Annotated in this window: 18 protein-coding genes; 13 read left to right on the top strand and 5 right to left on the bottom strand. The window is 58.9% G+C overall.

What is annotated here, in order from left to right:
- Positions 1 to 2 precede the first annotated feature (2 nt).
- The 6 genes from LAP85_26420 (at position 3) to LAP85_26395 (ending at position 5,807) form a co-directional block, all read left to right on the top strand.
- Positions 3 to 497: a hypothetical protein gene (locus tag LAP85_26420; GenBank protein MBZ5499948.1), complete on the top strand. Its 495-nt coding sequence runs from the start codon at positions 3 to 5 to the stop codon at positions 495 to 497.
- 37 nt (positions 498 to 534) lie between these two features.
- Positions 535 to 1,599: a zinc ribbon domain-containing protein gene (locus LAP85_26415; protein ID MBZ5499947.1), complete on the top strand. Its 1,065-nt coding sequence runs from the start codon at positions 535 to 537 to the stop codon at positions 1,597 to 1,599.
- A gap of 314 nt (positions 1,600 to 1,913) precedes the next feature.
- Positions 1,914 to 3,395: a PLP-dependent aminotransferase family protein gene (locus LAP85_26410; protein ID MBZ5499946.1), complete on the top strand. Its 1,482-nt coding sequence runs from the start codon at positions 1,914 to 1,916 to the stop codon at positions 3,393 to 3,395.
- Between the two features lie 269 nt (positions 3,396 to 3,664).
- Positions 3,665 to 4,555 carry a pyridoxal 5'-phosphate synthase lyase subunit PdxS gene (gene pdxS / locus LAP85_26405; GenBank protein MBZ5499945.1) on the top strand — a complete coding sequence of 297 codons (891 nt, stop codon included), beginning with the start codon at positions 3,665 to 3,667 and terminating at the stop codon, positions 4,553 to 4,555.
- Positions 4,556 to 4,619: 64 nt separating this feature from the next.
- The gene (gene pdxT, locus LAP85_26400) at positions 4,620 to 5,183 is read left to right on the top strand and encodes a pyridoxal 5'-phosphate synthase glutaminase subunit PdxT (protein ID MBZ5499944.1); all 564 of its coding nucleotides are present in this window, start codon (positions 4,620 to 4,622) and stop codon (positions 5,181 to 5,183) included.
- Positions 5,184 to 5,315: 132 nt separating this feature from the next.
- On the top strand, positions 5,316 to 5,807 hold the full coding sequence (locus LAP85_26395) for a hypothetical protein (GenBank protein ID MBZ5499943.1): 492 nt from the start codon (positions 5,316 to 5,318) through the stop codon (positions 5,805 to 5,807).
- A gap of 179 nt (positions 5,808 to 5,986) precedes the next feature.
- Here the strand turns inward: LAP85_26395 and LAP85_26390 are convergent, their stop codons facing one another.
- The 3 genes from LAP85_26390 to LAP85_26380 all read right to left on the bottom strand — a co-directional run bounded on the left by LAP85_26390 (position 5,987) and on the right by LAP85_26380 (position 10,128).
- On the bottom strand, positions 5,987 to 9,424 hold the full coding sequence (locus LAP85_26390; GenBank protein ID MBZ5499942.1) for a right-handed parallel beta-helix repeat-containing protein: 3,438 nt from the start codon (positions 9,422 to 9,424) through the stop codon (positions 5,987 to 5,989).
- Positions 9,425 to 9,601: 177 nt separating this feature from the next.
- Complete coding sequence (locus tag LAP85_26385) at positions 9,602 to 9,823, bottom strand: transcriptional modulator of MazE/toxin MazF (protein MBZ5499941.1); 222 nt, start codon at positions 9,821 to 9,823, stop codon at positions 9,602 to 9,604.
- Positions 9,814 to 10,128 (bottom strand): hypothetical protein, encoded by a 315-nt coding sequence (locus tag LAP85_26380; protein ID MBZ5499940.1) that lies wholly within the window; start codon positions 10,126 to 10,128, stop codon positions 9,814 to 9,816. The genes LAP85_26385 and LAP85_26380 overlap by 10 nt, the downstream gene beginning before the upstream one ends.
- 186 nt (positions 10,129 to 10,314) lie before the next feature.
- Between LAP85_26380 and LAP85_26375 the strand changes: the two genes are divergently transcribed.
- The gene (locus tag LAP85_26375; GenBank protein ID MBZ5499939.1) at positions 10,315 to 12,123 is read left to right on the top strand and encodes a VWA domain-containing protein; all 1,809 of its coding nucleotides are present in this window, start codon (positions 10,315 to 10,317) and stop codon (positions 12,121 to 12,123) included.
- An 82-nt stretch (positions 12,124 to 12,205) separates the two neighbouring features.
- On the opposite strand, the gene LAP85_26370 is transcribed toward LAP85_26375, so the two are convergent.
- Entirely contained in the window at positions 12,206 to 12,814 is a 609-nt protein-coding gene (locus tag LAP85_26370) for a hypothetical protein (protein MBZ5499938.1), read from the bottom strand.
- A 280-nt stretch (positions 12,815 to 13,094) separates the two neighbouring features.
- Between LAP85_26370 and LAP85_26365 the strand changes: the two genes are divergently transcribed.
- Genes LAP85_26365 through LAP85_26355 form a run of 3 tightly spaced genes read left to right on the top strand, consistent with a single transcriptional unit; the run spans position 13,095 to position 16,218 of the window.
- Positions 13,095 to 13,559, top strand: coding sequence for a hypothetical protein (locus tag LAP85_26365; protein MBZ5499937.1), 465 nt, complete (start codon positions 13,095 to 13,097; stop codon positions 13,557 to 13,559).
- A gap of 21 nt (positions 13,560 to 13,580) precedes the next feature.
- Positions 13,581 to 15,503, top strand: a complete 1,923-nt coding sequence (locus LAP85_26360; protein ID MBZ5499936.1) for a histidine kinase — start codon at positions 13,581 to 13,583, stop codon at positions 15,501 to 15,503.
- Positions 15,481 to 16,218: a LytTR family DNA-binding domain-containing protein gene (locus tag LAP85_26355; protein ID MBZ5499935.1), complete on the top strand. Its 738-nt coding sequence runs from the start codon at positions 15,481 to 15,483 to the stop codon at positions 16,216 to 16,218. The genes LAP85_26360 and LAP85_26355 overlap by 23 nt, the downstream gene beginning before the upstream one ends.
- 148 nt (positions 16,219 to 16,366) lie before the next feature.
- Here the strand turns inward: LAP85_26355 and LAP85_26350 are convergent, their stop codons facing one another.
- Positions 16,367 to 16,792 (bottom strand): protease inhibitor I42 family protein, encoded by a 426-nt coding sequence (locus LAP85_26350; protein ID MBZ5499934.1) that lies wholly within the window; start codon positions 16,790 to 16,792, stop codon positions 16,367 to 16,369.
- A 284-nt stretch (positions 16,793 to 17,076) separates the two neighbouring features.
- On the opposite strand from LAP85_26350, the gene LAP85_26345 reads away from it, so the two are divergent.
- The 3 genes from LAP85_26345 (at position 17,077) to LAP85_26335 (ending at position 21,338) form a co-directional block, all read left to right on the top strand.
- Positions 17,077 to 18,060 carry a VWA domain-containing protein gene (locus tag LAP85_26345; GenBank protein ID MBZ5499933.1) on the top strand — a complete coding sequence of 328 codons (984 nt, stop codon included), beginning with the start codon at positions 17,077 to 17,079 and terminating at the stop codon, positions 18,058 to 18,060.
- Positions 18,057 to 18,362 carry a transposase gene (locus tag LAP85_26340; protein ID MBZ5499932.1) on the top strand — a complete coding sequence of 102 codons (306 nt, stop codon included), beginning with the start codon at positions 18,057 to 18,059 and terminating at the stop codon, positions 18,360 to 18,362. The genes LAP85_26345 and LAP85_26340 overlap by 4 nt, the downstream gene beginning before the upstream one ends.
- 522 nt (positions 18,363 to 18,884) lie before the next feature.
- The gene (locus LAP85_26335; protein ID MBZ5499931.1) at positions 18,885 to 21,338 is read left to right on the top strand and encodes a hypothetical protein; all 2,454 of its coding nucleotides are present in this window, start codon (positions 18,885 to 18,887) and stop codon (positions 21,336 to 21,338) included.
- The last annotated feature ends 131 nt before the right edge of the window (positions 21,339 to 21,469 follow it).

The raw sequence follows: 21,469 nt of genomic DNA, 5'->3' as shown, positions 1-21,469 counted from the left end.
ACATGAGACACCTTCAAGACGAAGAACTGGTCGGTCTTGTCTTTGACGAGCTTGACGGGGAGGAACGGGATACCTGCAATGAGCATCTCATGGCATGCCCGGGGTGCACCGCGGCGTTTGAGGCGCTTGCCCGAGCGGTGAACCTGCTCGAGAGGGAACCGACCGAAGCCCCGCCTCCATTCGCATGGGCGCGGCTGAAGGCACGAATCGAGAAATCCGGTACCGGTCGCGACTGGGCGGAGCCCGCATGGACGCCTCTGATCCTGGGAAACATCGCCGGAATGATCCTGGTACTGCTTTTTATCTTTCTGACCGGAGGCTGGCTGGCAACAACCCCCCTCTGGCAGTCTCTCCGCGCATGGAGGCTGGCCGCTGAGATCGGGCCGCACGGATTGACGGCAGTTGTTTTTTTTGGCGCCGGGGCACTGGTGACTCTCGCCCTGACTCCCATCTTCTGGTGGGAATCCCGGCGCCCGCGAAACGGTTTTGTCCAATGAATGCCTGGCAGGCCAGGCAGCGATTGGGGAGGGAAATATGATGCCAAACAAAAAACGTATCCTTCGGAAAATGGCTTTGATCGGCATGGTGGTGTTCGCCGTCTCAGGGTTGAGCCTCTGGATCACCGAGTACATGCACCGGAAGGGCGAAACCGAATACGAGAGAGCCTGGACCGAGAAGAGGGAGGAGAAGATCCGTAAATACCGGGCCTACCTGCAGGAGACGGCAAAAAAGGTCGTCAAACTCCCTGCAGATCCCAACATTGTGGGGCAGGCACAGGCACGCTATTTCGAAGAATATCCCAACATCCGCCTGTACCTCTGGGCGATGGACACCGGCGGTCAATTCCAGTTCGGAGTCCCTCGGGAAGCATTTGCCCGCTTGAACCGTGCCTACGACACCTATCAGAAACTCATAGAACAGGAGGGCCGGTTTACCGATCGTCAGGACTTTATCCGCAGGCTGGTGCAGGATCAGAGGAACATGAATTTTGAACACTACGAGGCAAAAATGGCGGGGCAGGAGGGTTCCGAAAGGGTAGCTCAGGCGGAAGATCGTGGCCCCTATGAACACGACGGATTGGTTTTCTCCACCCCTTTTCAGAACGAACGGGGAGAAATGCTCGGCAATCTCTACTTGAAGGTATCCGGCATCGATGATGGCCGGGGCTACTTCCAGAATGAGTATCAGGGCCCCCAGGATTTTTCAGGCGGCCTGTTGGGCGCTTCGGTGCTGTTTCTCTGGTTCCTTCTCCCCACCTGGGTCTATCTCGATGCTAAAGGCAGAGGAGTTGACTCGCCGGTGCGGTGGTCTGTCCTCACTCTCGTGTCGCTCGTATTCGGCCTGGCCATCTATCTGATCCTGCGCCCGGAAGAAGGAACCAAGGGAGTGTGTCAAAACTGCGGCAGAACCACGGGCGGCGAAAAATTCTGTCCCTTCTGCGGATCGCCCGCGACCAGCGATTTTTGCCCCAGGTGCGGTTATCCGGCCCGTGCGGAATGGACCTACTGCCCGAATTGCCAGACCGCGATCCAGAAGGCTCCGGAACCAGCACCTGCCGCGACCCAGGAACCGGCCATTCAGCCGGAGTCGCAGGCATAAGAGAAACAAGAACAACGGTGACTCGCCGCCATTTCCCCAATTTCACCGGGCGGCCTACAGCTGCCAGTCGGTATCTGAATTGGGGAAATGGCAGCCGGTCACCGTGGGGAGCTTATTATTTTCGCATCTGTTGCCTGAATTGAATTTACCTCGGTCCGGCCCCGCTTAACACTGAAAATTTCCTCTAATTTGCGATAAAATTGGATGGTATAAAATACCACATAATTGGCTGTTGTAGGTCATCCGATCGTGGAGTAACAATATGGTCGGAGTCAGAGCCGTGATGACAACGGCAGCTGCGAGGAAGGGGAACTATGGTGCTCCTGAAAATCGATCGGCAGGCTGCGAGTCCGGTCTTCATGCAGATCACAAACCAACTCAGGCAGCTGATTGAAAACGGTGCCCTGAAAGTCGGGGCCAGGCTTCCGGCCACCCGAAGCCTGGCGCAGGCACTGGGTGTGAATCGGACCACCGTGTGCGAGGCGTACCAGCAACTGTGGGCGCTCGGCTATCTCGAAAGCCGGTCCGGTTCCTACACCCGGATGCGCTCGCGCGGTCGCATCGTTCAGCCCCGCGAGCGCTCCAAGTCAGGCGCCATTCGCTGGTCGCAGGCGACACCCCGGGCCCGCGAGAAGTTCTTTAAGCAGATGCGGGGGTTTGCCGCCATGGCCAATGCCGTCGGGTCGCCGGGCGAGATCAATTTGAGCCGCCTCGACATGGACAGCCGGCTTTTCCCCCTCGAGGAGTTTCGCCGCAGTCTACAACGTGTGTTTGCCGCACAAGGGGCATCCCTGCTGAATTATGGCGAAGCCCAGGGGTACCTTCCCTTGAGGGAATACATCGCGGAGCGCAGCCGGATCCACGGGCTTTCTGCCGACGCTTCCGAGGTTCTGATCACCAACGGCTCGCAGCAGGCGATCGATCTGGTATCCCGCCTGCTGGCCCCGGGAGGAGAAACGGTGGTCATCGAATCACCTACCTACGCCAACGTCATTCAGATCCTCCAGTACCACCAATGCCGAATCATTGGCATCCCGATGAGGCCGGATGGAATGGATCTGGGCTGTCTGCGCAAGGCCCTGGATCACCGGCGACCCATGTTTGTTTACACCATGCCCAACTTCCAGAATCCGACCGGCGTAACCACGAGCCAGATCCATCGCGAGCAGCTGCTCGCCATTTGCGACCGGCATCGGGTGCCTCTCGTCGAGGATGGTTTCGAGGAAGAGATGAAATATTTCGGCAAGGTCTCTCTCCCGATCAAGTCGATGGATCAAAACCAGGTGGTGATCTATCTGGGGACGTTTTCGAAGGTGCTGTTCCCGGGCGCGCGTGTCGGCTGGATCATTGCCGACCGGGAATGCATACATCGGCTGTTGGCAATCAAGCGCATGAGCGACCTCACGACGGCCCCGCTCCTGCAGGCTGCGCTTTGCGATTTTTGCCGCCGCGAGCTGTTCGACCTGCACGTACGCCGCATGCACCGCATATTCCGTAAGCGTCTTCAGGTGGCACTGGCGGCGCTCAACACGCATCTGCCCGCGAAGGATGTCAGCTGGACGGAGCCTGCCGGAGCTTTTCTAATATGGGTCAAATTCAAGAATGCGAGAATTGCAGCAAGCCGGTTTTATCGGCTCTGCGCGGAGGAGCGCGTGCGCGTGTCACCCGGCGCCTTCTATTTCCCCAAGGCGGAGGGCAACGCATCGTTCCGTGTCTCGATTTCAAATCTCGACGAGGCGGAGATCCAGGAGGGTATCTGCCGTCTGGGCCGTGCGATAAAGAGGGCACTGTCCTGAGCGCGTCACCGCGCGCAGATACTGCGGAAAGGGAGCATGGCAAGCAAACCTGATCATCCCGGCCGTGGCAGGCGTGGCTGGGTGGCGGCCGCTTCTTTTCGATGCGCCGGAACGGTCTTATTGATTTTTGGAAGCAGCCTCTCATGCGCATGGGGCGCACCCTACGACGCATAAAGATCAGGGTAAGGTTTGGAGACATGAGGAGGGGCGCGGGCGGCCCGACCGCGCTCGGCAGAGTCCATTTTCGAAGCAGGAAACGGAGGTTTGACATGGCAGAGAAAAACACTGGAACCTGGGCAGTCAAGGCAGGTCTCGCCCAGATGCTCAAGGGTGGAGTCATCATGGATGTGACGTGCGCGGAACAGGCAAAGATCGCGGAGGATGCCGGCGCGTGCGCCGTGATGGCGCTCGAGCGCGTGCCCGCAGATATCCGCCGCGAGGGGGGTGTGGCGCGCATGGCGGATCCCTCCAGAATCATCGAGATCATGAACGCGGTATCGATTCCGGTGATGGCCAAGGCGCGCATCGGTCATTTCGTCGAAGCACAAGTGCTCGAAGCCCTCGGGATCGATTACATCGACGAAAGCGAGGTGCTCACGCCTGCCGACGAAGAGAACCACATCGACAAGCACCCGTTCAAGGTGCCGTTCGTGTGCGGATGCCGCAACCTCGGTGAGGCGCTCCGGCGCATTGCTGAGGGCGCGGCAATGATTCGCACCAAAGGGGAAGCCGGCACCGGTGATATCGTCGAGGCGGTGCGTCATGCGCGCGCCGTGCTGGGAGAGATTCGCCGCATTCAAAATCTGCGCCCCGATGAATGGATGCGTGCTGCAAAAGAGATGGGGGCACCCTATGAGTTGGTGAGGCAGACGGCGGAACTCGGCCGTCTGCCGGTAGTGAACTTTGCGGCCGGAGGCATCGCTACTCCCGCCGATGCTGGGTTGATGATGCAGCTCGGGGTTGACGGCGTGTTCGTCGGATCGGGAATCTTCAAGTCCAGCGATCCGGCAAAGCGCGCAAAGGCGATCGTGGAAGCGACCACGCACTATGCGGATCCTGAGGTCATCGCCAAAGTGTCCTGCGGTCTGGGTGACGCCATGCCCGGTCGTGCTGCGCGCGACATTCCAGAAAGGGAGCAACTTGCCGTGCGGGGATGGTAGATCCAATACCGCCTCAGGACAAAGGCGAAAAACCAATCATCCATCATGGATGAAAAGGGTTCAAATGAGAATCGGAGTTCTGGCGCTTCAGGGCGCGTTTGTTGAACACATCCGGGTATTGAAATCCCTGGGCGTCGATACGGCGGAAGTGCGCAAGCCCGGGCAGCTCTCCAACTTGGACGGGTTGATCCTTCCCGGTGGGGAAAGCACGACCTTCGGCAGGCTGGCAACGACCTTTGGACTGATGGAGCCGATGCGCGCATTCTGCAGTTCCGGCAAACCGGTGTGGGGCACCTGTGCCGGCATGATTCTGCTCGCAAAAGACGCGGGATGCGATCAGCCCCGTATCGGCGCCCTGGATGTAAAGGTTGAGCGCAATGCGTTCGGCCGGCAGGTGGAGAGTTTCGAAGCCGACCTCGATATTCCCGTGTTGACGCCACCGGCGCCGTTTCACTGCGTTTTCATCCGCGCCCCCCTGATCGCAAGCGCCGGCATCGGGGTCGAAGTCCTGGCCAGGCTGCCTGACGGCACGATTGTCGCCGCGCGCCAAAACAACGTGCTCGCGACATCGTTTCATCCTGAGCTGACGAACGACAATCGGTTCCATCGTTTCTCCATCGAGGCGTGAGCAGCTCTCTCGCCGCCCGAAGGAGGTAGTCCAAGGCGCTCTCCAGGTCCTGGCTTTCTGCGCGTGTGCAGGCCGACCGGCCGGTCATTTCGCAGTTTTGTTCTTGCTGCGATTCGCATACCATGTGCCGCTATGAGGAACCGCAAGCTCGTGATCCGCTCGACCCTGGCCCTTCTGGCAGCAATAGTCCTGACCGCCGTCCTGGCTCTCGGCTGGTTCCGGTATCACACCTCTGATTTGCCCGACCTTTCGGCGTTGCGCGGCTTCACGCCGGCAGCCATGGAGTACGTAACGATCGATGTCGATGGCCGATCCGTTCCCTTGTGGACGTTTTCCAAGGAAAGCCTCGGCCAAACCCTGCGAAACGCCGTTTTGGCCGCCGAGGGCGAGATAGATACTCGCGGCTGGGCCCGCCGTCTCTATGAGGATTACACCTCGAGCCCGCAGACTCACCGCTTCGGCAGCTACTCCTTCCAGACCGCCCGGACTCTCTCCTATCGCAGTCCCCGTCACCGTACCCTGGCAGAATTGCGAGCCGCCATGCAGATCGAGCGCCTCTTCACACAGGACGCGATCCTGACCATCAATTTCAGGAACAGGTGCGCCTGTCTCCGAAATCCATGATCGCGACTCAGACACTGCAGGGCAAAAAACAGCCACGAATGGTGTCTGCAGAAGCGCATTCGTGCTAATTGTGCCATTCGTCGCCCGCCTTTTTGCCGCTGTCTGAATCACAGTCCTATGGAAGCGACTCGGGGATGCACAGGTCCCTGGCGGCAACACATGATGGAGCTTCACACAGGTCACCTGACGATTTGCGCAGGGACGCTGGCAAGCTGCGACATGTCCTCCGTGAAGAACAGCTCGAAGCCGAGCAGCCCGTAGTCTGAAGTGACTTCGACGTGTCCGCTCCCCAAAGGCAGGGGTTTGGTAAAAAAGCCTGCCCCGGCGACGGGATAGCTCAGAATTTTCGCGATCTTTTCATTCTTGCCGATCGTGTCCGTCGCCTCGGCCACTTTGTTCCCCTGGCCGTCAAAAACTCGAATGGTGTACTGCACCGGAACGCCGAAGGGATTCAGCAGGGCAATGCCGGTCTGGTAGTTGCCCCCGGCCCCCGCAGCCACCTGGTGCGCGATGTGCGAGAAGATCAGCTTCTGTCTCGGGATGGAGGCGGCCGGAACTGCGGCTCCGGACTGAACGCGGCCGTCATCATAGCGAAAGTCGGTAAAACCGACCAGTCCTGCCCGGTCGCTCTGCACGACCACATAGCCCGTGAAAAGTGTGCCGCTTTCCATCCCGAAAAGGTTCGCTACGGGTTCGAGCAACTGGGCTCTGCCCCACAGCTCCCGATTTACAGGCTTTCCGAGGATGTAGCCGTCGCTCGTGTAGGCGGTCAAAACAAGATGTGCGAAATCGTCGCCCGAATTTATGATTCCGATGTTGGTGGCATACCCCTGGTTCACGGCGAAATGCGGGAAATACAGGCGCCCATCCGAGCCGGGCGAGACGGCTTTCAAGGCCGACATCCCCTGGGTATCTCCAAAAAGCTCGAGGCCCGATATGGGCCGATCCGACCGAATCTTCACATATCCCGCGGAAGCCGCGATCCCGTCGAAAGAGAATACACACAGCCCTTTCGGCGCGATGACGCTGCTCTGGGGACTTCCGGCAGCACTCCCTGAAGCCGCATACAAGGTTGCGTCCACGGTCGCGGGGTTGACACCCGGATTGAAAAGGAAATAGGTCGTCCTGGTCGCGGTGCCGGCGATGTGCCGCATCAGCAGCAGATCGGTCGCAGCCTCGCCCGCAACGTCGACTCCGTCGGCAAACCGTTTGAACTCCCGGTCGAAGACCATGAAGAAACCGGCCAGCTTCTGGTCCGAGTCAGCCAAAACCGCTCCCAGTTGCGATTTTCCCGGATCGAAGCCGAACAGCTGATATCCGAGGACTGGGACCTGAGCCCCGGCAGCCACCGTGAGGGTGTTGCCTCCCAGGAATTCTCCAGATTCGCCATAGGCCGAAAATCTCACGTTGGCGCTGGCAGTCCCGGTATTCACGACCGCCAGTCCGGTAGTCAGATCATCTCCGAGTGCAGGCAGGTTCCCGTTCGCCAATAATGGGAATACCAGGGGGTAGTTGGATCCCATCTCGATGGCGCCCAGGTCCACCTTCCCCTCACCCGCCCTGCTTCCGGCGCCCGCAACGCGCAGGTGTTGCTTGTAGTCGAGAAAGGGCAACCCGGGGGCGCCATTATCTCCTTGATCCACATCCCTGCTGTAATAAGTTGGTCTTATATCATAATTGTCTGATAATGCATCTACCAACTGGGATGTTTGCGTTTCAAAAATGCTGTTGAAACCTGCAAGACGAACCCACGTTGTGCTTCCAGCGATGCAAGTGTTATTGATAAACTGGACGACATTCAGCCGATCAGAGCTGAAGGGCGGAGCTCCCAGCCACGAGTTACTTCCAACTTGTGAGGTAACGATATTGTTGACCAGGGATGCGGAATCAGAGTCCTTGATATAGACGCCCACTGCGCCCGAAAGTTTGATGAGATTCGCCTCTATGCGCACACTGGCAGGGTTGGTCAGTATGCCGTATTGGACGTTGGAGCGAATGATATTTCCGGCGATTGTAGCAACAGCCGACTGGAACAGCCCGATTCCCGCCCTCGTGTTCGAATCAAAGGTGCTGTTGGTGATGGTGAATCGCCCGCCCAGAAGCGCAAGGCCGTCGCTGGTGGAGCCCGTGTTCTTCACGAAGTTGCTTTCGTCGATCGTGCCCGAACAGGATTCCAAAGTCGCCCCGGCCTTGGTATGGTTGGAAATCGTCGACCTCAGGATCTGAACATTCGAGTGATGTGCGGTGATCCCACCGTCCCCGTTCTTGTCCAGCGTGGTTCCGCTGAGTGTGATCTGACTGCCTTCGAGTGCCAGAATTCCCGGTCCGGTGGATCCAGAGATGATCGACTGGGTGATATTGACGGTCGCTCCGCCATCGACCACCACGCCGCTCGAAGAACTGAAGTCCGCCATATTGGAAATTGTGCAGTGGTCGATGGTCACCGAACTCAAAGAAGAAGCGGACAGTTGCGTAACCCAGATGCCGACGTCGCCTTCCTGTAGGGTGATGCCTTGCAGCAGAAGATTCTGCAAGCCAAGGACCCTCAAGCCGGCGGTCGCTCCGCTCCCTTTCAAGACCGGGTTTTTGCCGGCAGCAGCCCGGATCGTGACGCCGTGCAGAGGGAGACCGTCGCGATTCGTCGCCAGGACCTGGCCGCTCCAGTAGGTCTCGGAGTCGGCAATCTCGATGATGTTGCCGGGACGTGCCTGGGCTAAGGCATCATCGAGAGTGTTGAAAATGGTGTCAGTCGCTTTCGCCGTTTTGGCTACCGTGAGAACGCGGGAGCTGTCGGGAACATAGACCCCGGCCCAATATGGGACCCGATACACGGAGGAGGTCCCGGTGCTCTGGACGGCGATGAACCCCTGAAAGCCGCCCGACATGGGAGCGGTTGCCGTAAGCTTTACCTCGATGCTTTCACTTCCGCCAGGGGGCAGCGGCCCGGTGCTGTCGGCGCTCAGGGAGAAAGCCGGTCCTGCCACCATCGGTTCTACAGTTATCGTGAATTGGTCGCTCGTCGAGGAGATGTTCTTGATCGTGATCGAGTTCTGCAGGCTTATGGTAGTCGAATACCCCCTGACTCCGAAGTTCAGGTTGCCGGGAGAGATGACAGCGCCGGCGGTCGATGCCCTCTCCATGTCGAGAAGCCCGCTTCCTGCCTCCATGATGTTCGGGACCGTGGTGCCGTCCAGCCTGCTCAGGTTGCGGCTCGCGGTTTCAGTGAGGACGGACTTCACTTCCTGGGGGGTAAAGCCGGGAAACATCTGTTTCAACACGGCCGCGGCGCCGGCCACCATGGGCGCAGAAAAACTGGTCCCGCTTGCGTTGGTAAACTGCGGGGTTGGGTACGGATCGCCTCTGGAATTGCTGTTCAATGTAGCGGAATAGACGAACTCTCCCACGGCCAAAAGATCCGGCTTGAGCCCGAATTCCAGGCTCGGGCCCTTGGCGCTGAATGCTGAGAGGACACGTCCCCTGGTGGCCAGCTTGGACAGAATTGTGCTGCCATTAATCTCCATCGCGGCAGAATTCGAGGGCATGAACTCCTTCAATGCCCGCCCGTCCTCATTGGAGATCATCAGCGCTGGAATGTATGAGGATTTAATGCCATCCATGGGAAGCGGGCCGCCTCCGGGGACGTTGTTGTAGATAACGGCGACGATCGCGCCTGCGATGGTCGCCGTTATCTACAACAACGACGCCTGAACCAGCCAGATGTTTATGCTGCCCGTTGCTCTGGTCCGAAAATTGACACGGCCATTGTGCTTGCCGGTCTGATCTTCCAAGCCAGGCTAGGATTCGAAAAGTCTGCGCAGGGATTTAACTACAAGCAAGCTGTCCCGCTCCGAAAGGTGGCCCAATATCCCCTCGACCAACCTGTGGTCGAGCGTAAAGAGCTTCATGCGCACCAGAGACGGCGCCGGCAGGCCGGCGGCAGCCAAATCCTGAATCTCGATATCCAGGGGCCAGGGAGCATTTTGGGCGCTTGTGATCATCGTCAACCTCACCAGCATCCGTCATCTTCGTCCGGGGGCACCCAGTCGATCACGGTGCCGCCCCCTTCTTCATAATAAGGACTGACCAGCCAGTTCTGACTCCCTTCGCGAGTGACGCGGAATTCGCGGATCTTGAATTTCTTCCCTGAGTGGAGGTCATAACGCTCCTCGTCCAGGGATGGAAGAGGAAAGAAAGGGTATAGAGCCTTTAACACCAGTTCCTTCTTCTCCTCCGGTATAATGTATTCCTCTACAGCAATCCCGTTGACGACGCAGGGCTTGGTGGGAAAGGGAAGGCGGGAATCTCCGGGCACGGATCTCATGTTTTTCTCCTCGGTGAAGAGTGGAAGCTTGACCCTTTGCGCGAAATGCGACAACTTTGATCACACATCAAGTAGTTTCGCCTCCGCCACGGATCTTTCAGGAAATAATGATCCGTGAGTTTCTGAACCAAATCCTGAGCGCTGCACTCTTATTATTCACGGGAGCAGGTGAAGAACGGAAGGCTCATGCGCTGTTTGCGACGCATCGTCTTGTTTTCAGTGGTCACGCTGCCGGTTTCCATGCATAGCCGAATCACAGCCCAGGATCAGCGCTCCGGCCAGGCGGGAACCATCCGGGTCCGAGTCCGGCTGATTCCGGTGGATGTGATCGTCACCGATTCTCACGACCGGCCGGTCACGGATCTCAAGCAGGAGAACTTCCAGATCTTCGAGAACGGGAGGCCTCAGCAGATCCGGCATTTCTCGATCCAAACGTTCTCGGCCGCTACGGCGGCACCCGAGCAGCCCGCGCAGCTGCGCACCGTCGCAACGCTCGACCTTGCCCCCCAGGATGCGCGCACCTTTGTGATCCTGCTGGGCCGGGGACGACATGGGCTGAATGCCGTGGACGGCTTGATCCGGTTTGTTCGCGACGACCTTCTCCCCCAGGACCGTGTGGCAGTGCGCGCCTTCAACCGTTCCAGCGATTTCACGACTGACCACGAACAGGTCGTACAGATACTCGAACGTTATAAAAAGGTGAACGACGAAATCGAATCCTTTCTGAAGCTCTATGGAGGTTTCGTCCCAAGGTTTCGCAAGTCGTATCAGCCTAAAATTGACTCAATCTTCGACGGGGACATCAAGCGCCAGCTGCCTTCGGGCCCGAAAATGGAGAACTTTGCCGTGAATCCCGATGGCGAGAGCCCGGCAAGTCACGACCTTGAAGTGGATACGCCGTCGTCCGATCCGGTTGCGTGGAGCGGGAGTGCTGATCAGGAGACTCCAGCCGGGAGACAAGGTCAACTACTGGAACCGCAGCGGATCGTAGACCCGTTCGATGAGCTTGAAAGCGAGTTTTTTACCCTGGGCCTGGGCAGTGCGTTTTATCCACTCATGACTATGAGCATTTTCGACATTAACAACATTTATAATTGCATCCAGCACATGAGCTTCATGCAGGGAGAAAAACACCTGCTCTACTTCACCGCGAATGGGATCATTCTCCCCTACGGCGACACCCGGAATGAAGAAGCCATCGCGGCCTTCGCTAACGCAGCCCGTGTTGCCATCGACATCTTCCATACCAACGGCCTGGTCAACTTCTCCCAGCCTCCAGTCGGTACGCGGTCGGGTCAGCCGCCCATGATCCCACCTATTTGGGGTTACACGGTCGGGGTGCAAGGCATCAGAAACCTCTCGCAACTCACCGGAGGCAGAGTGGCGGTCTTTGAGAATCTCGCCAAGGCGCTCGACCGCATCAACGAAATCACCCGGGTCGAGTACCTGCTGGGCTATTATCCGGCGGACGAGCATTGGGACGGCAAATACCACAGCATCAAGGTAAAAGTGAACCGCCCGAACCTGAAGGTATCCTTCCGGCATGGATATAACGCCACCGATGATGTGCAGCCCGTGGATCGCGGGGAATTTCTGTCCACCAACCGGATCATCGCTGCCGGCGCGAGTACTCGAGATTTTACCGGCATTGCCTTTACCGCCGGTACGTCTTTGACGAGCGGCGCTGACGGCCGGCCTCAGCTTGCGGTCAACCTGAACATCGATCTCTCGACCGTCGGGCTCAAGATCGTTGACACCCTGCGCACGGGCAAACTGCGCATCGCCATCTTCTATGCGGACGCGAAACAGCACTATCTCGGTGAGGAGTGGAAGACGATGGATCTGCAACTGCGCGAGAATGGCTATCAGGGCTTCATGCAGTCTGGAATCCCGTGTGCCATACCGATTCCACTCAAGGCGCAGAAGGGATTTCTCAAGGTGGTGGTTTACGACATGATCACCGAACAGGCGGGGAGCAAGGTCATCAAATATTAGGCCGGACCTGATATTTGAGTCCGATATTACGAAGCCTCCGCCTTCAGGCGGTGGAGTATTCACTCCAGGAACCATAAGGCAGCTAAAAGTGCAATGCGAGCCCGCCGATCGAAACCAGATGGTGCCGGCCCGGGGTGCCGCTCAAACCGGAGCCGCCGATGAAATCGCGCACCTCGCCGCGCAGGCTGAAGAGGCGACTCAAGCGGAAGTCGACTCCGCCGCCAAAATCGAACACACCCCGCAGGGTCACGTGGGTGTGCAGGCGGGTCGTGGGATCGGACACCAATTCGTAGCGTCGAAACGACCCATAACCGCCTCCGAACAGCCCGTAGAACGACACGCGATCCGAGAGTGGAATCTTGAACCGCACCCCCGGCGCCAGGTAATGGGTCATGAAGTGGCTTGACCCGCTCGCGCCGCTGGCGACGCTCTTGCCGGGAAAAACAAACGTAAAGGGGAGCTCAACATACAGATCGCCGGCTTTGGTCGAGTGAATCTGGTAGCTGGAGGAGTACTGGAAAACCAGGCCGGTAGCTGTCGTCACCGTGACATCGGAGCCCGGGATCACCTGAGATGTGGAAGACAACGGGCCCGCCAGGAAGCTGAGATCCCTGTTCTGCGCTCCCTGGGCAAAGGCGGTACCGCTGCCCAGAGCCAATATGCCAATGAGCTTGATTGCAACAGTTCGCATCGTCTCGTCTCCCGGCTCAAATAGGACTGTTACGCGCGCACGCTCGGATTGTCTGAATTCCCAGAGAATGGTAGGCGATGCGCGCGGCGCATGGCCACAGAATTCCGATGAACGGTCGGATTGGATTGTGAATGGCATGGCAACGGAATGACCATCCGCAAAGCCGCTCACTGCCGGGGCGCGCCATTCATCGATGACATCCACCGTTCGTCAGGAATGCGTTGTCACGCAGGCAGGGGCCTCTTATACTGAAGCTCGCTGAACGCCAGGAAGGGGTGCCATGCATCGCGCAGCAGCATTGGTCATCGCAGCGGCAATCTTCTCGGCCCATGGGGCTTGGGCCGTGGGCAGTTCGTGGAACAAAATCCGCTATATGGGCGGCACAATTCAGGCGAAGGTAAATCCTTATGACTACAACACCACCCTTACCGTGAGCCCCGATTCTATCGTGCTGGCGTTCTCACCTCGCCCTACGGTGCGCATCAAGCCGGCGCAAGTGACGTCCATCAGCTATGGCCAGGAAGCGCAGCGGCGCGTGGCTGCCGTCGTGGCGCTCAGTACCCCCGGTAATCCGCCGGCCCTGTTCGGGCTGCTGCGCACCAAGGATCATTTCCTCGGGATCGTGTATCAAACGAATGACGGCAAATCGGGTGCAGTTCTTCTGGAAGCCCACAGGAACTTCTATCTGGACATTCTGGAGGCTTTGAAAATCGTGACCGGCAAGCCGATTGAAATATCGAAATAGTCCTAGCGATTGAGACTGCCAATGCCAGGCTACAGGCTTCTCTACCTCGCCTCGCTCGTCACCTTCACTTTTGGCGCCCTAAGCCTGTCTGTGCTTACCTTGGGGTACTGGCGCGAACGGAGGCTGCGCCGGCAGCATGGCGGCGGGTGGGTGTTTCCCGTGTTCACCGTCGTTTGTGCCGCCGCTTTCCTTATCAATCTGCTGCTGCAGATCGTCACTGCGCAGGGGACGGATGCCTGGTGGGTAACGGGGCTGATCTTTGCGCTGCAACTGGTGGCTGGCCTTTTGCCTGCAGTCCTGCTCCATCTTATTTACGAAGAGGAAGCCCGGGAACTGCCGGGCCGCCGCCTCTGGCCGCACATGCTGTCTGCGTTCTATGCAGTCTGCGTGCTGGCCGCACTTGCGAACGGCCTGAACAATGCCGATCTGCTGTCCGCCTATTGGGGCGATAAGCTGGACAATGCCCCGGTTCTGACTCTGGGAGCAGCTGCAGCTCTGGGGCTGTGGGTGCAGTTCCTGTCCAGGCGGCTGCTCTCGCCGGTGGAGCGCCGCCACCGGTTGTGGATTCGGGCCTTGCTCTTTCTGACGCTCGTGTGCGTGGCCGTCAATTGGGCGCGGCCTGGTCCGTTCGTGAGCCTCCTGCCGGACTACCTGTTGCTCAGCTTCTTCTGCGTGACCTTGTATTATAAGGAGCGGCCGGTCTTTTTTGACTTGCTGATCAAACGCGGGGCTTTTTTTGCGATAGCCCTCGTGGGCCTGATCCTTTTCTTCATGGCCGAGGGACGCATCTTCGACCGCTTCTCCGCAGATTGGAGCCGGCCGTGGATCTGCGCCCTTGTTCTGGTGCCTTTCTGGCTGATGGGACCGCGGATTTATGCGAGTCTCGAGCGGTTTATCGACCGGGTCTGGTTGCGCCGCCGCTACTCCCCTGCGGATGCGGAGCGGCAATTTGTCCGTGACGTGCAGCTTGCCGCCACCGAAGAGGAACTCCGCCGCCGCACGGCGGAGAGTCTGAGCCGCATTTTTCAGGCGCCGGCGGAAGTCCGGTTCGGGTCGCCGGACGGCGATTGCCCGAACAGCGGACTCGAGGCAGAGCTTGTGCTGAACGGTGCGCGCGGGGGCTCGGTGATTTTGGCCGCGAGGTCGAATGCCATCCCTTATATGAGTGACGACCGGCGCCTCCTCCAGTCTCTGGCGCACACCCTGAGTGTTGTCCTCGAGAATGTCCGGTTCCGCGAGCAGCGCCGCCAGCAGGAAAATCGCGAGCAAAGACTCCGTTGGCTCGCGAGCCGTGCCCAACTGAGGGCATTGCGGGCTCAGATCAACCCGCATTTCCTGTTCAACGCCCTGAACGCCATCGCCGGCCTGATTCACGACCAGCCGCGGTTGGCCGATGAAACGATCGAGCAACTCGCTGAGGTATTTCGCTATACCTTGCGCGCGTCGGAAAAGGAATGGGTGAGGCTCGAGGAGGAACTGGAGTTCGTGGCCGCCTACCTGCGCGTCGAGCAGGCGCGTTTCGGACCGCGCCTGCACGTGGAATTCAACGTGGACCCGGCCGCCGCTGCCTTGCCCATTCCTGCCATGACGATACAGCCCCTGGTCGAGAATGCCATCAGGCATGGCGCCTCGGCAGTGGAGGGCCGCGGGATCGTGGGCGTGCGCACATCAGTTGACGAACAGGCACTATGGGTCGAGATCTTCGACAACGGGCCCGGCTTCCCGGCTGGCTTTACCTTGGAGGAACCTGCTGATGGGAACGCGGCCTCAGGACACGGCCTGCGCAACGTAGTCGAAAGATTGAGGGGCTATTATGGCAATGCCGCAGAATTGCGGTGGGAATACGGGCAGAACGGCACCCGGGTCTTTCTGAGGGCGCCGCTTCTGCCCGTGTCGGAGTTCGCCGGGAGCGATGGAATTGATGCGCGTTCTGATCGTGGATGATGAGGCGCCGGCGCGGCTCCGGCTGCGCCAGATGCTGGCGGCGCACGCGGATGTGGAGGTCGCGGGGGAAGCGGAAACTGGAGTGCAGGCCATGGAGCTGGCAGTCCGGCTCAAACCTGACGCGATTCTCCTCGACATCCAGATGCCCGGATGCACCGGCATCGACGTGGCCGCCTGCCTTCCCGCGCCCCGCCCCCACATCATCTTCTGCACGGCTTACGAGCAGCATGCTGTCGACGCGTTTGAACTGAACGCCATCGATTACCTGTTGAAGCCGATCAGCCGAGCGCGGCTGGGGCAGGCATTGGAACGTGTCCGGTCCCTGGCACCGGATTCCCATGAGGAGGCGCTCGATCAGGCCGCGCGCAAGCAGCGATCGGGCCCGGCACGATTCCTGGTGCGCAGCGGCGCGCATTACGTGGTGGTCGGCGAGGCGCGCGTGCTCTACTTTTTTTCGGAGGGCGGCCTGACCCGTCTGATCGCCGAAAATGCCCAGTACTGGATGGATCCGACGCTCAACGAACTGGAACAGCGGCTCGACTCCTGCCGCTTTATGCGCATATCACGAGCTGCTTTGATCAACCTGAATGCGGTGACGGAAGTCCATCCTTCGCCCGGCGGGTCGGGCGAAGTGATGCTCAAGAACGGCCAGCGCCTCGAGGTCAGCCGCCGCCGGTTCCGCGATCTGCTCCAAGCCCTCGCCGGGCCCGCGTAAGCCTTGGAGCGCAGCGGCCAGTTCCAATGCTTCAAGCCAAATCCCGAAGTTGGAGCCCCGCCATGGGGTAACCTGATCGCGCTCAATTCGCACCTCCGGGCTCCGAACCGCAACTTCGGCGACTTTGGGGAGGGATAACTCTCAGTTATTATTCCCGAAGCAGTCGCAAAGAAATGATTTGAACATTAATTGTGAAAGTGCGGATGGGATCTTGTTCCTCCCAGGGGCGACGGTAATGGAAGATCAGCCGGGTATTTCCCTGCCGAATTGCCTTATAAGTGAACGCCTGCCTTCCGCCGGCCCCCAAGCCCCCTGCTGGGTCCGGCTCGAAAAAGCCCTGTCTGCTGCCTGGCTGCAAATAGGCAGGATCGGATTTCACCACTTGCCACTGGTATCCGGTCGTAGGATTGGATGACAGCCGTACCACCAGGCTCCCCCGCAATTCAACACGCACCGTTTTACCCGCGTCCAGTTCGGTCACTATAACCGGCCGTAACGTCCGGGGATCTTGTGCGGCTCCTGCAATCAGAGCGATGGTAAGCGCCGCCAAAACCGTCAAAACCATGACTCGCATGGCGTCCTCCGGGACTTTAGAAGCATTCTTGATTATAAAGATGCTTCCGTCCGCATCCAGGTTCAGATTGAGCATCGTTGATTTGAAATAAGCAGGAGAGGGACATCGATCCGGACTGAAAGGAGTAAGGGAAAGTCCCGTTTTTGCCTGAGCCATTGGCGGAGTTGCGGGGAGAAGGAGGCAAAAGGTGATCCTGGAGGCGTCCAGACAACATCTATAATAGCGCAGTCCTCGGCGGTCGAAATCAGTCAAGGGTATCATCCGCAGAAACAGCGCGGAGCCATATGCCACTTGCCGGAAAGCACGCATTGATTTTGGGATTGGCGTCCGGGGCCATTTTGCTTGGTCTCGCGGCCGCAAATGACTTAATACAGAAAAAGACGGGAAGCGAACCGACTTTTCGAATCGAAGTCGACACGGTCTCCCTTCCCGTCGTTGTCACGACCCGGGACAACAGGCGCATAACCGATCTCAAGAGAGAGGATTTTCAGGTATTTGAGGATGGCGTCCCGCAGGAAATCATGGGTTTTGCCGCCGTCGACGAACCTGTCTCTGTCACGCTGGTGCTGGATACCAGCGGGAGCACGGAGTCCCAGTTGAAGCGGATTCAGGACGAGGCCATTCGATTCGTCAACCTGCTCCATCGCAACGACTCGGTGGCTGTCCTTTCGTTCGCAGATAAAGTCAAATTGCAGGCGGATTTCAGCATCGATCGGAGCAAGTGCGAACGGGGGATCAGGGGGACTCTCCCTGGGGGATTGACCGCCTTACATGACGCAGTCTATCTCGCGCTCAAAGAAGTACTGGGGCCAATTCCGGAACGCAAGGCGCTCGTGCTTTTTACCGACGGCGTGGATAATCGAAGCTTCGCGGTATCGGCAGAAGAGACGCTCGAGCTGGCCAGGGAAGCCAAGGTAATCATTTACAGCGTTTATTTCAATACTGAGGCAGAACGGAACAAACGTGCCCCTCGCCTCACTTTTCCGCCGATTCAACGCGATCGCCATGAAGAGGCTGCCGCCGGGCATGACTACTTGATGGAGCTTGCGCAGTGCAGCGGCGGTCTCGTGTTCGACGCCACCAAAATGGGCGACCTGGGTCCCGCCTTCAGGAATATTGCCCAGGAACTTTCGTGCCTGTACAGCATCGGCTACAATCCCACCAACACCACTCGCAACGGGCAATTTCGTACGGTGACAGTCAAATTGAAGAAGCCCGGCCTCGCCGCCCGCACCATAAAGGGCTATTTCCCTCGCAAAGACAAGTGAGCCGGCCGGATCACATCCATCTGTACACCTCCATGCCGCCGACGATTTCCATTGCCGATTTGGTGAACGCACTCAAGGCCAATTCGATGCGATGGATCCGACAGACTTTCCCGAATCGGAAGTGGTTCTCGTGGCAGGAGGGATACGCGGCGTTCAGCGTCTGCAATTCTCTGGAGCAGGCTGTCATTGAATATATTCGCAATCAGGACGAGCATCACAAGCGACGGAATTTTCAGGAAGAGCTCCTTGATCTGCTTGATCGCCACGGAATCGAATATGATCCGAGATATGTTTTTGATTGAGTGCCGCGCCGCTCGATCCTCCAGCCATACCCGTATCCCGGCCTTACGGCCGGGCCTACGAACTGGGGACGTGGACGTGGACCTTGACGCTCTGCTGCGCCGCAAGCGATAAGAAGCGACCCGTAGCCTGATAAAGGCTGGGCGTGCAAGAGTTTGTCTCCGCTCAAAAGGTCCACGTCCACGTCCAGGTTTAGGTCCAAGTCCAGGTTTATAGGCAAAATCATTCCTATCTTAGCGCTTATGGGTTCACGCCCGGGGCTACTCTCTGGCGTCCCTTCGCGGCTTGGATCTTCCATTGTTGTCACTATATTTCATGATCATCAATAGACCGACCGGGCCTGGGAAGAGGCCCCGGATGCGGACAATCCTGCCGCGACCCGATTGGATTTATGGTGTACAATCGCCAACCGGGAACGGACCAGGAGTTCCCGAGCAAACCGCACAACCGACATGGTCGGATGATTCCTGCCCCAACCGGCCGCATTTTTGTCGTGCCGCGCCGGTCCTTGACGAGGAGGAGAGATGAGACTCAAGAGCGCTATGGCAGCAACCGTGATCGTCGCCGCCGGACTGGCGTCGGCATTCGGTGTGAAGGCCCAGAGTCAAGGCCCGTTCAATGAGCGCCTGCTGGCGGCATTCACCTACCGGAACCTGGGCCCATTCAGGATGCAGGTGAGAATCGCCGACATCGCGGTTCCGGACTTTCCGGTCAAGGACCATCTCTACACGATGTACGTGGCCCCCTGGATCGGCGGCCTCTTCAAGACGACCAACAACGGGACGACTTTCGAGCCCGTGTTCGACGCCCAGGACAACCTTTCGATTGGGGACGTCACGGTGGCCCCCTCGAACGCCGACATCGTCTGGGTCGGCACAGGGGACGCGTTTACCTCCCGTAGCTCATACGCCGGCGACGGCGTCTACAAATCGACGGACGGCGGGAAGACCTGGAAGAACATGGGTCTTAAGGACTCGCATCATATCCCGCGCATCGTCATTCATCCTACGAATCCCAACATCGTCTACGTCGCGGCCATGGGCCACCTCTATTCGACGAACGAGGAGAGGGGGGTCTTCAAGACGACGAATGGAGGCGAGAGCTGGGAGAAGGTCCTCTACATTAATGAAAAGGTGGGGGTCATCGATCTGGTTCTGCATCCCCGCAATCCGGCCATCCTCTACGCCGCCACGTACGACAAAGAGAGGCTGCCCTGGCAGATCATCAACGGCGGTCCCGGGAGCGGCATCCACAAGACCACGGACAGCGGACGCACCTGGACGAGGCTCGCCGGGGGGCTCCCCTCGGGGAAGATCGGCAGGATCGGGCTCGACATCTATCTCAAGAATCCAAAGATCCTTTACGCGGTGGTCGAGAACGAAAACCCGCGTGACGCGGCCGCGACGACTCCCGGGGGCGCTCGCGGGGTCGCACAGGGCGCTGGTCCCGCGGGGCGAGTTACGACGATCGGCGGCGAGGTCTATCGGACCGATGACGGGGGGCAGGTCTGGAAGAAGATGAACGCCGACGATTACAACGTCAGCCCCAAGGGTCCCTACTACTTCAGCCAGATACGGGTCGACCCGAGCAACGACCTGAACATCTTCGTCACCCAGGATGGATTCCGGCACTCTACAGACGGCGGCAAGACCTGGAATGCGCCGACGGTCTTCCCCCGGATGTTCGGGGACTTCCGTACCCTCTGGTTCGATCCCAAGAATCCCAGCCGGATGATCAGCGGGGGCGACGGCGGGATCGCCATTTCCTACGACGGGGGGAAGACCAGCGATGCCTACTCCAACATGCCGCTCGGATCGGTCTATGCGATCGGGATCGACATGGAGGACCCGTACAACGTCTATGCCGGACTTCAGGACCACGAGCACTGGAGGGGACCGTCGAACGGCGCCTCGGGCAGAATCACCGAACAGGACTGGTTCGCCCTCGGCAACGGCGACGGCATATTCACGCAGGTCGATCCCACCGACAGCCGCTGGTTGTACACCACGAGGCAGTACGGCGGACATACCCGGGTGGACCAGAAGCTTGGATACACGACGAACATTCAGCCGCGGCGGGATCCGAGCCTGCCGCCTTATCGTTTCCTATGGGAGCCCCCCATCCACATCTCTCCCCACCACAGCAACGTCATCTACGCCGGGAGCCAGGTCCTCCTCCGATCGACGGATCGAGGCGACCACTGGACGGAGATCAGTCCGGACCTGAGCACGAACGACACGGCGAAGATCATGCCTGAGTCGGAGGGCGGGGTCCCGGGCGGCATTCCCTGGTTTGCGATTTCGTCGATTTCGGAATCACCGGTCACGGCGGGACTCATCTGGGCGGGGACGAGCGACGGGAAGGTTCACGTCACCCGGGACGACGGCGCGACCTGGACGGACGTGACATCCCGGATCAACGCTCTGGGAGGCCGGAAGGACGCCTACGTCAGCCGCGTTCACGCTTCAGCACATGTAGCAGGCAGAGCCTACGTGGCCAAGAGCGGATACAAGTTCGATGATTTCCGCCCATTCCTTTACAGGACGGACGACTTCGGCGCGACCTGGACTTCGATCGCCGGCAACTTGCCGGACCAGCCGATCAACGTCGTCTATGAGGATCTGAAGAATCCCAACCTGCTCTTCGTGGGGAACGACACGGGTGTCTTCGTCTCGATCGGCCGAGGTGCGAGCTGGGTGAAGATGAATAACAACATACCCAATATCCCGGTAAGAGATCTGCTCGTCCATCCTCGGGAGAACGACCTGGTCCTCGGAACCTATGGGCGCGGTCTCTACATCACCAACATCGCGCCGCTGCAGGAGATGAACAACGCGATGCTGGCCGAGGAGGTCCATCTGTTCGCGATCAAGCCGGCGGTCCAGAGAATCACCTGGCAGTTTGGTGCCAATGACTACCTGTTCGGCCAGCGGAACGTCCAGACACCCAACGAGCCGAACGGGATGGTGATCCACTAGTGTCCCATTAGAAGTTGAATAGCTGCAATTGGTTACCGGAATCGTCGTTGGACGGCTCGCGCGCTGATTCCGTAAGTATTTGATAAATCGAAGTTTTCTCAAAACAGGTGACGCTCAAAATCTGGAGAATT

Source organism: Terriglobia bacterium, assembly GCA_020072565.1.
Lineage (GTDB): Bacteria > Acidobacteriota > UBA6911 > UBA6911 > UBA6911 > JAFNAG01.
This window is presented reverse-complemented; position numbering and strand designations above follow the sequence as displayed.

Bases quoted from the DNA above. Each gene is read 5' to 3' on its own strand.
- LAP85_26410 (MBZ5499946.1), top strand. From the start codon at position 1,914: ATGGTGCTCCTGAAAATCGATCGGCAGGCTGCGAGTCCGGTCTTCATG.
- LAP85_26395 (MBZ5499943.1), top strand. From the start codon at position 5,316: ATGAGGAACCGCAAGCTCGTGATCCGCTCGACCCTGGCCCTTCTGGCA.
- LAP85_26355 (MBZ5499935.1), top strand. From the start codon at position 15,481: ATGCGCGTTCTGATCGTGGATGATGAGGCGCCGGCGCGGCTCCGGCTG.
- LAP85_26380 (MBZ5499940.1), bottom strand. From the start codon at position 10,128: ATGAGATCCGTGCCCGGAGATTCCCGCCTTCCCTTTCCCACCAAGCCC.
- LAP85_26335 (MBZ5499931.1), top strand. From the start codon at position 18,885: ATGAGACTCAAGAGCGCTATGGCAGCAACCGTGATCGTCGCCGCCGGA.
- LAP85_26365 (MBZ5499937.1), top strand. From the start codon at position 13,095: ATGCATCGCGCAGCAGCATTGGTCATCGCAGCGGCAATCTTCTCGGCC.
- LAP85_26415 (MBZ5499947.1), top strand. From the start codon at position 535: ATGATGCCAAACAAAAAACGTATCCTTCGGAAAATGGCTTTGATCGGC.
- LAP85_26420 (MBZ5499948.1), top strand. From the start codon at position 3: ATGAGACACCTTCAAGACGAAGAACTGGTCGGTCTTGTCTTTGACGAG.
- LAP85_26390 (MBZ5499942.1), bottom strand. From the start codon at position 9,424: ATGGATGGCATTAAATCCTCATACATTCCAGCGCTGATGATCTCCAAT.
- LAP85_26370 (MBZ5499938.1), bottom strand. From the start codon at position 12,814: ATGCGAACTGTTGCAATCAAGCTCATTGGCATATTGGCTCTGGGCAGC.
- pdxS (MBZ5499945.1), top strand. From the start codon at position 3,665: ATGGCAGAGAAAAACACTGGAACCTGGGCAGTCAAGGCAGGTCTCGCC.
- LAP85_26350 (MBZ5499934.1), bottom strand. From the start codon at position 16,792: ATGCGAGTCATGGTTTTGACGGTTTTGGCGGCGCTTACCATCGCTCTG.
- LAP85_26345 (MBZ5499933.1), top strand. From the start codon at position 17,077: ATGCCACTTGCCGGAAAGCACGCATTGATTTTGGGATTGGCGTCCGGG.
- LAP85_26375 (MBZ5499939.1), top strand. From the start codon at position 10,315: ATGCGCTGTTTGCGACGCATCGTCTTGTTTTCAGTGGTCACGCTGCCG.
- pdxT (MBZ5499944.1), top strand. From the start codon at position 4,620: ATGAGAATCGGAGTTCTGGCGCTTCAGGGCGCGTTTGTTGAACACATC.
- LAP85_26385 (MBZ5499941.1), bottom strand. From the start codon at position 9,823: ATGCTGGTGAGGTTGACGATGATCACAAGCGCCCAAAATGCTCCCTGG.
- LAP85_26360 (MBZ5499936.1), top strand. From the start codon at position 13,581: ATGCCAGGCTACAGGCTTCTCTACCTCGCCTCGCTCGTCACCTTCACT.